Source organism: Acinetobacter rudis (genome assembly GCF_000829675.1).
Lineage (GTDB): Bacteria > Pseudomonadota > Gammaproteobacteria > Pseudomonadales > Moraxellaceae > Acinetobacter > Acinetobacter rudis.
Genome location: NZ_BBRX01000022.1, coordinates 84,403 through 98,139, shown reverse-complemented (window position 1 = coordinate 98,139; position 13,737 = coordinate 84,403). Strand labels below are relative to the sequence as shown.

The following is a 13,737-nucleotide window of genomic DNA, read 5'->3' as shown; positions in this document are numbered from 1 at the left end:
TGTGTGTAAAGATGTTATTTATCATATGAATATTAAGTTTAATTTAAACTTAATTTATATTAATAAATCAGGCGCTATGAATTAAATATTAAATTATTTTAAGCTAGATTATTTATAATTTAAGCTATACCTAGAATTAGGTATATTTAATATGTAAATTAAATATAAGTTATTGAAAAATAATTAAAAATACCAAGATCTTGGGATATTTATATAATATTAAAAAGCATTAAATATGTTCATACCTTGTCGGTATAAATATTCCAGATGATGTATCACAGGTCTGGTTAAATTAATGTTTGATTTCAATTTTTGAATTTCTACATGGAATGAGAATTGGGGTCTTTGATATCAAATGGTATTTAAAAATGAATAAACTTCTTGGTTCTTTATCATTGCTTTCACTATGTCTCTATGCCGGCTCAAGCTTTGCAGGTACTACAGGTAAAGTGAATTTCCATGGTTTCGTGTATGGTCAAACTTGCCAAGTAAAAAACACTTCTGAAAATCAGCATGTATTTTTACCATCAGTTCGTTCTTCATCTTTGATGACAGCTGGTGCAACATCGACTGAACAAGCAAACTTTAACATTGAATTTGTGAACTGTACTGCGGGTGTAACAGCTGGTGTTAAGTTCGACCAAATCAACGTGAACAGCACTTCAGGTACTTTGCAAAATACTTATAACGGTCCTTTTAGTGCGAATAACGTAAACATTCAAATCATGGCAAATGGTCAAACAATTGATCTTAGCCAACAAGATACAAGCCATTATAAAGAAGCTTTAGTTGATGATGCTGTTATCAGCTATCCATTTGTTGCACGTTACTATGCAACAGGTAAAGCAACTCAAGGTCTTGTAGAGTCATACGCTACATTTAAAGTTGATTATAAATAATCGTTTATATTTAAACTTTTGAAGGTGTGATATGTTTGCAAAATCAATGGGTTATAGTGGTATTCTGGCTATATTGTTAGGCTCTAGCATTATGACTCATGCCGCAATAGTAATTAGTGGTACGCGGGTTATTTATCCAAGTGATGAAAAAGTGGTAACGGTTCAGGTGAAGAATGAAGGTTCTACACCAGCTATGATGCAGGCTTGGATTGATGATGGTAATGCGGACATCACACCGGATCAAAGTGAGGTTCCTTTTGTATTAACTCCGCCTGTGAGCCGAGTTGATGCAAATACTGGACAAAGTATTCAAATTTCATTGATCGATGATCAACTGCCAAAAGACCGTGAATCTGTTTTCTGGCTCAATATATTAGATATTCCTGCTAAGCCAAAACCAAGTGAATTAGAAAAAGCAAAAGATCAAAGCTTACTCCAAATTGCGATTCGTAGCCGAATTAAATTATTTTATCGGCCAGCACAACTTGCTGACAAAGCGCTTTATGCACCGACTTATCTATCGTGGAAAAAGACAGGGAATGAAGTCGAAATTCATAATCCGACAGCGTATTTTGTCAATATTTCAAGTTTGAAAACTGTTTCTTCTACACAGCAGTCAACTGAGTTAGCACCTGAAGGAGTCATGATTGCACCTTTTCAGCAGCACAATATCTCCCTCACAGATCGTTCTGTAAAAAGCTTAGAAATGGAAAGTATCAATGATTATGGGGGCTTAAATCAGCACAAAATTGATTTAAAATAATAAGTTAGGGGCAGTCATGGATAAAATAAAATCCAGCTTTAAAATCAAGCTGTTGACCCGTTGTTGTCTACAGGTGGGTTTATTTGCTGCTGCATTTCCTATTTATATGATGGGAATGACTGCAAGTGCTACATCAGTATCGAATTATGCAGAATTTGATCAATCGATGTTATTTGGCACAGCAGAAGGAATTAAATTCTCTGACTATGCTTATGGTAACCCAATACATGAAGGTCGCTACTTACTCAATATCTATGTGAATGGTCAGTGGATGGGGAGAAAAGAGCTCGACTTTAAAGCAATCGAATCAAGCAAAGCTATAGATCACTGTTTTGATTTTGCTTCATTAACTCAACTTGGTATTGATTCAGAAAAAATACAACAACACAGCCAATGCCAAGCACTTTCAAGTTGGATTGACAGTGCGAGCACTCGTTTTAACTTTAATGAAATGCGTTATGATATTTCGATTCCTCAAGCTTATTTAAAACGAAATATTCGTGGGTATGTATCACCCGAAGCTTGGGATCGCGGTATTAATGCTGGTTTCTTAAGTTATAGTTTTAATACGCAGCAAACGTATTATGACCACGAAGATGTGGATCTACAATATTTATCCTTAAATGCTGGAATAAACCTAGCAGGGTGGCAGTTTCGCCACAATGCTGTTGCTACAAGGCAAAAAGGTATAGATTCTGAATATAACAATATTAATAGCTATGCACAGCGCGCTTTCCCAATGTTGAAAGCTGTCGTTACTCTGGGTGAAAGTTATACATCAGGTGAGCTATTTGATAGCTTTGCATTTACTGGTGCTCAGCTACGTAGTGATGATCGGATGTTACCTGAAACTCAAATGGGCTACGCACCAGTGATTCGTGGTGTTGCACAAACGCAAGCGATGGTTGAGGTTCGTCAAAATAATCAATTGATTTATCAATTGTCTGTTGCCCCTGGTGCATTTGTTATTGATGACTTGTATCCCACAGGTTATGGCGGTGAAATACAGGTCACTATTCGTGAAGCCAATGGTCAAATTCAACGTTTTAATGTGCCTTATGCTTCCGTGGCAAAAATGCTACGTCCTGGCAATGTGCGTTATGCAGTCACTGCTGGCCAAGTTCGCAATAAGAATCTACAACAAGAAGATTATTTTTTGCAGGGGAGTTACCAACACGGCATCAATAATACCGTTACGGCATATACAGGGACGCTTTTAACCGAAAACTATCGTGCTTTTCAGTTGGGGAGTGCATTTTCTACAGGCTTGGGAGCAATTTCATTTGATGTTACCCATGCATCGACTGATCTCCCCAATACAGATAAAAAAACCAGTCAAGGGCAGAGCTATAAGCTGGGTTATAGTAAAATGTGGCGACCGACAAATACCAATTTGAGTTTAGCCGCATCACATTATTCCACCTCTGGTTATTATAATTTCCAAGATGCCAACAACACACAAGATTATTTACGTCGAGGATTATCTGCTGATCAGCTTGGACGTTATAGAAGTCAGTATGAATTATCTTTAAATCAGAATTTTCCAGATGCATGGGGAAGTATGTATTTTCTCGGTTCGTGGCGTGAATATTGGGGACAATCACAAACTCAATCTGATTTTCAATTAGGATATAGCAATCATTACAAACAGTTAAATTATAGTTTATCTGTGCAAAAAGTATGGGATGGTCAAGGAAACAAAGACAATCATTATTTTTTAACTTTATCTTTACCTCTAGAATTTAAACGACGTAACTTAAACTTAAGCCATACAACCTCAGATTATGGTAATAACACCAATATCTCAGGCAGTTTTGATCGAAACAATGTATTTAGTTACGGTGTAACTGCCTCTGATGTAGGTTATAACCGTCGTGCTTTAAGTGCAAACCTACAATACCGTAGTCCTTATGCCACCGCAGTTGTTTCAGCTAGTAGTGGGCAAGACTATGATCAATGGGGTGCAAACTTGACAGGAGCTGTGGTTGCTCATGCAGAAGGGGTTAGTTTTAGTCCAGATATGGTTGATACCATGGTGTTGGTTAAGGCCGATCAAGCCACAGGAAGTTCAGTAAATAATACCACTGGATTGAAAATAGATCATCGCGGTTATGCTGTAATTCCGAATGTAACACCCTACCGTTTAAATGAAATTTCAATTGATCCTAAGGCCGCTTTATCTAAGGTTGAGTTATTGTCAAATAGTGTAGAACTTGCGCCATATGCAGGTGCAATTTCTCGGGTAGAGTTTAAAACGAAAGCTGGTTTTCCGCTGGTGATTAAAGCCAAACGTGTTTCTGGTGAACATTTGCCTTTTGCAGCCAATGTATATGATGCACAGAACAAACTTGTTGGGGTGGTAAGCCAAGCCAGTCAAATTATGTTACGGACAGAAGAGCTAAGTAATACTTTGTACGTTAAATGGGGTGAGTCTGAAGAACATCAATGTCAGGTGTCTTATACACTTACGGCACAGGCACTCAAAAAAGATGGCTATCAATTGGTTGAGGAACAGTGTCAATGAACTATAAACAAACTTTATTGACTGTCAGTTGTATTGGTTTATGCGGATTGAGCCAAAACCTATGGGCAGCATGTAGTCTCGCACCTGATGCAATGCTAGAGCAGACACTGAATTTAGATCTGGGAAATATTAGCATTGATCCTAAGCTGCCAGTGGGGGCTGTTTTACATACACGTGATTTTTCTTTAGCGAAAATGAATCAGGCTACTGTTCGTTGTGATTCATCAGGGGGATCGATAAGGGGGATTATTCAAGGGGGGCAACTTAGTCAATTCGCTAATGTGTATCGGAGTAATATTGCTGGGGTAGGTCTTCGTTTCTCTTTTGATCATGGTGAAGCCATTACATTTCCCTATCAAGCACTCGTTCATTCAGCGGAAAAAGCTCTTGGACAACAGTTGACGGTAGAGCTGGTTAAAACCGATATGCTTACTGGAGCTGGGCCCTTACAAACGGGGATGTCTACGTATTTCTATTTCGATGGTGATAGTCCAAACCGCCCTATTTTAAAGACTCAAATACAGGCAAACAGTATCGTCTTAAATAATCCAAGCTGTGGTTTTAATGAGCAAAGTATTTTACAAAATATTCATATGCAACCAATTAAAGCAACACAACTCACAGCGGTTGGGCAAACTGTTGGAAGACATGATTTTGTCGTAGGTTTTGTTTGTGCACCAGGACAGTCAGCACAATCCATTCAAGTGAGTTTCGATTATCAACGGGATCCTACAGCAATCGCAGCAAATGTATTGAAAAATAGACAGGCAATGGGCGATGCTCAAGGTGTAGGTATTGCCTTGTATTTAACAGATTTTAGTAATCATCCTGTAATACCCAAAACCTTTATAAACTTTAGAGGCATACAAACGCAATTGCCGCAGATTAAACTTGCGGCAAGCTATTATAAAACTGCTGAAAAGCTTACACCTGGGCAGGTATATGCCACTATGACCATGAATATGGTTTACCAATAATTTTTAGAATTGAGCCTCAAGCTGATTCGTTTTTGCCTTCCAATGTCTGTATTGGAAGGTTTTTTTTAATGTGGTTGAGATAGATCATGTTTTTGTCGACATAAAATTACCTCGATTTGGGTTCGCCCAGGTTGTGACTGGATCTTTAAAATACCGCCAATTCTTTGCACACGTATTTGCATACTATGTAAACCCACATGGAGGCCTGTTTGTACTTTGGTTGGATCAAAGCCAATACCATCATCCTCAATGTTTAAGACCATTTCTTGTGGATGATGACGATGACACACTAAGCTAATAAGAACATTTTTGGCTCGACTGTGTTTGAGCACATTCGTTAGTGTTTCTTCTGTAACTCGTGCCATGGTTAAGAACTCTAATGCAGTGGGTTGTACAGGCCATTGTTGCGGTATATCCCAATCTGAATGTATATCGAGCTCATCAAAAATTTCCACAAAGCGGCGACGCAAAGGGGCTGCCCAGATGATTGGAGACTCAGGGACAGTGACACCAATACTTGATCCTGAGTCGATGATTTGCCGTAAGTCATTACGTAATAATTTTAAAATAGACATAAATTGTTGCTTATCAAACTGTTCCGCTTTATCAACTAAGAACATGGAGCGGACTAATGAACCGCCCAATCCATCATGTAATTCATGAGAGAGGTGAATACGTTCTTGCAGGCGAATATTTTCTATTTCAAGTTGATGCTTATTGTCTAAGGATTGTTTTAATTCAAGTTTGGTTTGCTCAATATTATATTCTAGTTGTTGGTTGAAATTTTCTATATGGTTCATATTGCGCGCGATACGCCAAGCCAATATTAAGGAAATCGCCAAAGTCATCAAAGGTGCGCTAAACGGGGTGATGAAGATACCTGTTTGATGTTGTAGTAAAATTTTAGTGACATCATGTATACAGATCACAATGTAGAGTAAAAAGACTAAGGCTAAAAAACGGACTTCTGGTTGTTCTGACTTAAGAGCAATCCATTGGAACGCAATGCAATTGAGGAGAAATAGTGCAACGACATATAAAAAACCGATGAATAATGCGAGTTGCAAGGTGTTATTTGAAGCAACGGCAATATATAGCCATATCGCGATTGCAATACTCCACAATAAAATTTCAATTTTTTTAAATTTTCGATTAGCAAAACGCCAACTAAAGGTGATAAAGCATAAGCTATATAAAATCAGCAGGCACATATTGAATTTAGAATAAGCTATGGTGCTGCTAAATGGATAGATGTCAAAACTCAGTATGTTGTAGACAAAGAGCGCCCAAAAAAATGAAGTCAGCGCAAACCAGCCAAAGGTGGATTCTTTGGATCGAAGTAGCCAGATGATAAAAGTAATGGTGCTTAAGGTCAGAGAGGCAACTAAGTTAACGAAATATAAAGTACGGTTGAAAAGAGTATAGTGTTCATGTTTGGCGATGACGATGTCAGGTTGTCCCAAATGCATTTCGCCAAGACCGGGGGTTTGCGTGGCGACACCAACGACTTTGATATCAAGTTGGTTGAGACCTGTGTTGAAGTGTGCAGGTGACAGCATCCAATATCGAGGAGCATTCCAACTGCGACTCAAAGGCTCTACTAAAGCACGATCTTTCCAAATCAAATGTTGGTTTAGATACACTTCGCCCGCCATGCTAATACTATGTATGGCCAAAGCAATGGGGGTATTTTGAGTGTTATCACATTGCTGTGACCAGCGAATTTGATACCAGACAGGACCGCTATAACCTTTCCAACGGTTTTCCCATCGATCAGGTAAGTTGACATTGACCCAGTGTCGAGTGGTTAGCTCAGGAGCATCTCTGGTTGAACGGATTTGCTTCAGTTGAGCTTTACATTGATGATCATCAAAATGCAAGACTTCTGTAGGTGATGCATGTAAAGACATGCTCACCATACAGCATAAAAACACCCATAAGCGAATTAATCGAGTAAGCCTAAATTGCGTGCTGTATCGACAGCTTTGGTTCGGGTGCATACTGCAAGTTTCCGATAGATATGTTTAATATGCGACTCGACCGTATAGCGAGAAAGGTTAATATGGTCTGCAATTTCTTTATTACTTAAGCCAGTTGCAACCAGTTCTAAAATTTGTTGTTCACGATTGGTCAGTATCTTGGTTATAGCTTGTTGAGGGCTATCTTCACAAGCTTTTTTTTCTTCTAAATCAAGCTGTTTTAATATCTTCTGTGCCATAAATGGGTCAATGGGTGCGCCACCGCGTAATACACTGCGGATTGCCATAGCAACTTCTAAATCATCACGCTCTTTAAGGACATAGCCCGTTGCACCTGATTTGAGTGCTTCAAAAATTGCATCTTCAGTACTCCACGCCGAGATCACCAAAATACCAATAGAGGCATCGAATTGTTTAAGATAACGGATAAATTCATTGCCACTGCCATCGGGTAAACCTAAATCGATTAAAGCCAGTGATGCACTGTGTTGTTTAAATAATTCTTCTGCTTGTTGTAGTGTTTGTGCAAAAATAATATCTTCGGATTGATAACCGATAAATTCTAAAATTTCTTTTAAACGTGCCTGCATAAGGGGTTCATCCTCAACCACCAGTACCGGTACGGGAAAACTGAGCTCACTTTGTAGCATGATCATCTCTCTTTTGTTTACAGGACTAATTTGCCTGAAAAGTGCAGGGGTTTATATCCCTATAAATGGGGATGTTCGGCGCTTAAAGGCTGCTGCATCAAGATTGCCTGAGTTTTGACGAATTTTCATAAAAAAATCAGTTAATTTTTAAAAAAGATGCATTATGCAATTTCGAATCGTTTCTAAACTTGGCATGATGTGACAAAGTAAATTTGAGTGAAATAAATATGGCACAAGGACTTTTAGCGGGTAAACGTTTTCTGATCGCAGGTATTGCAAGCAAACTTTCTATTGCTTTTGGTATTGCACAGGCTCTACATCGTGAAGGCGCAGAGCTTGCTTTTACTTATCCAAATGAAAAATTAAAAAAACGTGTAGATGATTTTGCTGCACAATTCGGTTCAACTCTAGTTTTCCCTTGCGATGTTGCTGTTGATGCTGATATTGAACAAGCATTTACCTCGTTGGCTGAGCATTGGGATGGTTTGGATGGTGTTGTTCATTCAATTGGCTTTGCACCAGCGCATACGCTAGATGGTGACTTTACTCAAGTTACTGATCGTGAAGGTTTCCGTATTGCACACGACATCAGTGCTTATAGCTTTATTGCTATGGCACGCGCGGCAAAACCATTGTTGTTGGCTCGTCAAGGTTGTTTATTAACTCTGACTTATCAAGGTTCTGAGCGCGTATTGCCTAACTATAATGTGATGGGTCTAGCCAAAGCTTCACTTGAAGCTGGTGTTCGTTATTTAGCTTCAAGTTTGGGTGAAGAAGGTATTCGTGTAAATGCGATTTCTGCAGGTCCAATCCGTACTTTAGCTGCATCTGGTATTAAGTCTTTCCGTAAGATGCTTGATGCCAATGAGAAAACTGCACCGCTTAAACGCAACGTTACGATTGAAGATGTAGGTAATGCTGCATTGTTCTTATGTTCGCCGTGGGCAAATGGTATCACTGGTGAAATTTTGTATGTTGATGCAGGTTTTAATACTGTGGGTATGAGCCCTGAGTTAATGATGGGTGAATAATCCATTGTGTGGCAATAAAAAAATCAGCAAGTTGTGCTGATTTTTTTTGTTTTGAATGAAGCTTAAGAGACTGCTTGAGGAAGCTGAGTAATAGGACTACCACCGAGAGCTTGCATTAAGGTGACATAGGCACTGTACTGACTTTGTTTGAGTTCAACCAAAGACAAACGCACATTACGTGTAGTGGTCTGTGCATCTAATAAATTTTTCAGTGGTATCGCACCATTTTTATAACGAACCTCGGTGAGATATTCCGTTTTAACAGCCAAATCTAGATTGCGTTGTTGAGCTGCAACTTGTATGGCCAACTCATTTTGAGCGGAGAGTGCATTTTCTGTATCTGCAAAAGCCTGATAGAGTGTTTTACGGTACTGAACAATGGCTTTTTCATAGTCCAAGTTACTAATACTGATGTTTTTCTTCATATCATTGTATTGCAAGAAGGGCAGTGTTAAACCAGCACCTAAAGTTGCTACGGGGTTTTTAAGTACATTGGTTAAAGAAGTACTGCTCCCAATACCCACACCAGTACTTAAACTCCCTGTCAAACTTATTGAAGGATAATAGCTGGCTTTCACTGCATCTTTATTCGATAAAGCTTCTCTTAAACGCAGTTCAGCAGAACGTAGATCAGGGCGGCGAGAGAGAATTTCAGCAGGCAGTCCAGCTGCGATCACAGGTAAAGTGGCTTTAGGTAGTCGCTCTGGTTCTTGAATATTGAGCTGTTGTACAGGTATCTGTAACAACACCGCTAACGCTGTACGAGTTTGTACCAGTCGCTGTTGAATTTGGCTGAGGCTGGCTTTTTGACTCTGTACAGATTGTGCCGCTTGAGCTAAGTCTAGACCTGAAACAGCACCATTATTATATTGGTTTTTCACCAATTGATAGAGTCTCTCTGTGGTCGCTAGACTTTGTCGAGCTGTTGCATCACTTTCATGATAATAACCTAATTGCCAATACAGTGTTGCTGTGGTTGCAATCATGGTTTGAGCAGTTGCCTGTAGATCGGCCTCAGTGGCTATCGCTGACCATTTAGCGGCTTCTGTCTGATTGGCAAGTTTACCAAACAAATCAATTTCATAGCTTAGTTGGGGGTAGCCGATATTGATCCCTGTATCACGATGTCCTGATCCATCAAGTTCAAATTGATGACCAAGTCCAACACTGGCATTGCCAACGCGTATACCTTGCTTGTCAGTGGCTAAGCCCGCTCTTAGCCAAGCTTGTTGTAAATTGATCCCTGCAATGGCGAGGTCGGCATTACGATCGATAACTCGTTGTACCAACTGATTGAGTTGCTGATCTTGAAACAGCATCCACCATTGATCGGCATAAGCCGCGGCTTGTAGACCCCGATGATTTCGATTAGAGAACTCTGTCGGGACATCAAGTGTAGGGGCCTGATAAGGTGTTTTAACCATTGCGCTACAACCGAGCAGTAGCTGAGTCACGAGTGCGATACTTAGTAGAGGTTTTATATGACTTTGCATGCGTATTTCCTTTTTATTCTCTAGACAGTGCATCGACTGGATCTAACTGTGCCGCGTTACGTGCTGGAATAAAACCAAAAACAATACCAATCAACGTTGAGCAAACAAAGGCTGCGACGATGGATGTAGTTGAATACGCCATTTGTAATGTACCTTTGGCAAAGTGCTCAACCAATTGGCCAATACCCAGCGATAACAACACACCCAGCACACCCCCTAATAAACAGACCAAAATCGCTTCAATCAGGAACTGCTGTAAAATATCACTTTGTCTTGCACCAACAGCCATACGCACCCCAATTTCCTGAGTACGTTCTGTGACAGAAACCAACATAATATTCATTACACCGATACCACCCACCACCAGTGAAATGACAGCAATGGCTGATACCAAGAGCGTCATGGTTGCAGTGGTTTGTTCAACTGTTTCACGGATACTATCGGAGTTCTGAGTGAATACATCGAGTGTGCCATGACGTTGCTCTAATAAGCTTAAAATCGCATTTTCAGCAGCAGTACTCGAATATTGATCTTTAACGCGAACAATAATGCTGCGTACATTGGATTGACCCAACATACGGCTCAATACTGTTGAGTATGGTAGATAGACATTGAGACTATCTGAGTTAAACATCCCTTTTTGTACATCAATGACACCAATAATTCGACTCGGTACACTGCCCAGTAAAATCACTTGACCTAGTGGATCACTGCCATCAGGGAAAAATTTCTCTTTGGTATTGGAGTCGATCACAACATCTTGTGCCATGACACGTACACTTTGTTTATCAAAAGCTTGGCCTTCGCTAAATTGCATACCACGCACATAGAAAAAGTCTTCACTTACACCGTTTACAGTGGTCGCTGCTTCAACATCTTTAAAGCGGGCTGTGACATTGCTGTTCGATGAAGGACTAATTCCATCGACATAGGGTTGTAGTGCAAGTGCTTCTGCATCGGCAGGAATCAATGTTTTGGCTTGTGCTGTTTTAGAGTTATCACCAAAACCACGGCCTTGGAATACCGTGATGGTATTGGTTCCTAAGCTGCTAATATTTTCTAAGATTTGTTGTTGTGAACCTTTACCTAAGGCCACTACTGAGACCACAGAGGCGATCCCGATAATAATCCCCAGCATGGTTAAGAAGGTACGCATCCGATGTGCATTCATGGCCAATAAAGCCATACGGAAAGCTTCAGTAAAGCGATCAATCACAGAACGCCAAGCAGAGGCCTTCTTTTGCTGACGATGTGTTTTACTCTCGTGACCTAAAGGGGCGACCGCCTGCTGCTCTGGGACATTGGGCTGATCAGAAATGATGTGACCATCACTGATTTCAATAATACGTGTTGCATTTTTGGCGACGTTAATATCATGGGTAACCAAAATAATGGTATGTCCCAGTGCATTGAGTTCACGCAAAATTCGCATTACCTCAATACCACTGTTTTTGTCCAAGGCCCCAGTGGGTTCATCCGCTAAAATCACATCGCCGCCGTTAATGAGTGCGCGGGCAATGGAAACACGTTGTTGTTGACCACCTGAAAGTTGGCTTGGACGGTTTTGGGTTTTATCTCCGATACCCAGTTCAGTCAGTAGCTGCTTGGCACGTTGTTGGCGTACACTGGCTTCTACCCCTGCATAAATAGCAGGAACTTCGACGTTGCCAGCAGCACTGAGATCACCTAGAAGATGATAGCGCTGGAAAATAAAACCGAAATATTCACGGCGTAGCTTTGCTAATTCATCTGGTTCAAGTTCACGTGTCTCACGACCATTGACTTGATAACTGCCAGAACTTGGGCGGTCTAAGCAGCCCAAGATATTCATAAGTGTGGACTTACCAGAACCCGATTGACCGACAATGGCCACCAGTTCACCTGAATATATTTTGAGATCAATGCTTTTGAGGATCTGCACAGTGCTTTCACCAGCAGGGAACTCACGTGTCAGCTGTTTGACCTCGAGTAGTGCCTGTTGTTCACTCATGCTTAGATTCTCACTGATCCACCACGACGTTTAGCAGCATCATTTGAGCCATCTGAACCATCTGCGATGACGATTTTCTGACCCTCTTTTAAGCCACGTAAAATTTGTGCATTGATGCGGTTGTTGAGTCCAACCAGTACTTGTTGACGGCTGATTTCACCTTGTTCATTTAAAACACGAACCATCGCTAGAGAGGCTTTTTTCTGCTCAATTAATGCTTTCTCATCTGCAGTTAACTCAAGAAGCTTAGGTCGTTGAGCAGCAGCATCGCCACTTTTGTCTTTATTTCTGCTATTTGAGTCATCTGTCGCTTTTGCAGCAGAAGCAGCATTGTTGCGTCGAGCTGGACGATTAGATGCTTGCAAAGCTGCTGATGGAACAGTCAGTGCATTTTTAGCTTCAGCCAAAATAATGTATACCTGTGCTGTCATATCGATACGTAATTTGCCATCAGGGTTCGGTACATCAAATAAAGCGTTATAGTAAATTGCATTACTGGTTGAACTGCTGGTCGTTGTTGTTTTGGTTTCGTTATTAATCGAATCTGGAGCAGGCTCAATCTGACGCAATGTCGCATAACGTTTGTTTTCACTGTCACCTAAAGTAGTGAAATATACTTTTTGACCTTCTTGTACACGCATAACATCTGCTTCAGAAATCTGCGCTTTAATGGTCATGGTGTCGAGTTTAGCCAGTTTTACAATTGTAGGTGCTGTTTGGTTAGAGTTTACGGTCTGACCTTGTTCAGTCACGATCGCAACCACTGTTCCACTAATAGGCGCAACAATACTGGTATAGCCTAATTTTTCTTTAGTGGTTGCAAGGGTTAAGTAAGACTGTTCAATTTGTGCATTACTTGCAGCAATATCGGCCTGTGCCGTTTTAAATGCAGCAAGTGATGCTTCATATTCAGCACGTGAGGTTGCATCTTGGCTAAACATATTTTTTTGACGGTTATATTCAGCTTCAACTTTGGCTAGGTTTGCAATCTTAATCGAAAGCTGAGCTTTTTGATTTTTAATATTCGCTTCAGCTGTTTTAAACTCGTTTTGTTGAGGAACAGAGTCAATCTGTGCAATTAATTGGCCTTGTTGTACTTCATCGCCAAGTTTGACATACATCTTTTTCACCTGACCTGATACCTGAGCACCGACACTGACAATTTGTGCGGCTTGTAAGGTACCAGTGGCAAGAACCGAATCCTCTAAGTCAGTATGTGTGACTTCACTACTGATATAGTCAGGTTGTTTTTGTTTCGGTTTGAAATATGACCAAGCGAGAGCGGCAATGAGAGCAATACAGATCAAAATGATCAGTGCTTTGATCGGTTTTATTTTTGGCATAGGGATCTTGGGCCGAAATACATGAAAATTGACCAAATTATAGAGGTCAATTTAGGATAAAAGGTGAATTTTTACTGTAGATTGCGGT

The 13,737-nt window shown here is 40.3% G+C and carries 10 protein-coding genes; 5 read left to right on the top strand and 5 right to left on the bottom strand.

The genetic code is table 11. From position 1 onward, the window contains the following. The first annotated feature begins 368 nt into the window (after positions 1-368). The 4 genes from Aru01_RS05935 to Aru01_RS05920 are packed head-to-tail and all read left to right on the top strand — an operon-like array spanning position 369 to position 5,163. Positions 369-899 carry a fimbrial protein gene (locus Aru01_RS05935; protein WP_162183601.1) on the top strand — a complete coding sequence of 177 codons (531 nt, stop codon included), beginning with the start codon at positions 369-371 and terminating at the stop codon, positions 897-899. Between the two features lie 31 nt (positions 900-930). After that, a complete protein-coding gene (locus Aru01_RS05930) occupies positions 931-1,662 on the top strand; it encodes a fimbrial biogenesis chaperone (protein ID WP_016657494.1) in 732 nt (243 codons plus the stop codon). Positions 1,663-1,678: 16 nt separating this feature from the next. Further along, on the top strand, positions 1,679-4,186 hold the full coding sequence (locus Aru01_RS05925; protein WP_016657493.1) for a fimbria/pilus outer membrane usher protein: 2,508 nt from the start codon (positions 1,679-1,681) through the stop codon (positions 4,184-4,186). Further along, the gene (locus Aru01_RS05920) at positions 4,183-5,163 is read left to right on the top strand and encodes a fimbrial protein (protein WP_016657492.1); all 981 of its coding nucleotides are present in this window, start codon (positions 4,183-4,185) and stop codon (positions 5,161-5,163) included. The genes Aru01_RS05925 and Aru01_RS05920 overlap by 4 nt, the downstream gene beginning before the upstream one ends. Positions 5,164-5,228: 65 nt before the next feature. On the opposite strand, the gene Aru01_RS05915 is transcribed toward Aru01_RS05920, so the two are convergent. Both Aru01_RS05915 and Aru01_RS05910 read right to left on the bottom strand, forming a co-directional pair. After that, positions 5,229-7,073: a sensor histidine kinase gene (locus Aru01_RS05915; protein WP_228128757.1), complete on the bottom strand. Its 1,845-nt coding sequence runs from the start codon at positions 7,071-7,073 to the stop codon at positions 5,229-5,231. A 35-nt stretch (positions 7,074-7,108) separates the two neighbouring features. Then, entirely contained in the window at positions 7,109-7,792 is a 684-nt protein-coding gene (locus Aru01_RS05910; RefSeq protein ID WP_016657490.1) for a response regulator transcription factor, read from the bottom strand. 227 nt (positions 7,793-8,019) lie between these two features. Between Aru01_RS05910 and Aru01_RS05905 the strand changes: the two genes are divergently transcribed. Beyond that, positions 8,020-8,823, top strand: coding sequence for an enoyl-ACP reductase FabI (locus tag Aru01_RS05905; protein ID WP_016657489.1), 804 nt, complete (start codon positions 8,020-8,022; stop codon positions 8,821-8,823). A 62-nt stretch (positions 8,824-8,885) separates the two neighbouring features. Here Aru01_RS05905 and Aru01_RS05900 read toward each other — a convergent pair whose 3' ends face one another. The 3 genes from Aru01_RS05900 to Aru01_RS05890 are packed head-to-tail and all read right to left on the bottom strand — an operon-like array spanning position 8,886 to position 13,649. Continuing rightward, positions 8,886-10,316, bottom strand: a complete 1,431-nt coding sequence (locus tag Aru01_RS05900; RefSeq protein WP_016657488.1) for an efflux transporter outer membrane subunit — start codon at positions 10,314-10,316, stop codon at positions 8,886-8,888. A gap of 13 nt (positions 10,317-10,329) precedes the next feature. Further along, complete coding sequence (locus tag Aru01_RS05895) at positions 10,330-12,306, bottom strand: MacB family efflux pump subunit (RefSeq protein ID WP_016657487.1); 1,977 nt, start codon at positions 12,304-12,306, stop codon at positions 10,330-10,332. A 2-nt stretch (positions 12,307-12,308) separates the two neighbouring features. After that, positions 12,309-13,649, bottom strand: a complete 1,341-nt coding sequence (locus Aru01_RS05890) for an efflux RND transporter periplasmic adaptor subunit (protein WP_016657486.1) — start codon at positions 13,647-13,649, stop codon at positions 12,309-12,311. Between the last annotated feature and the right edge of the window lie 88 nt (positions 13,650-13,737).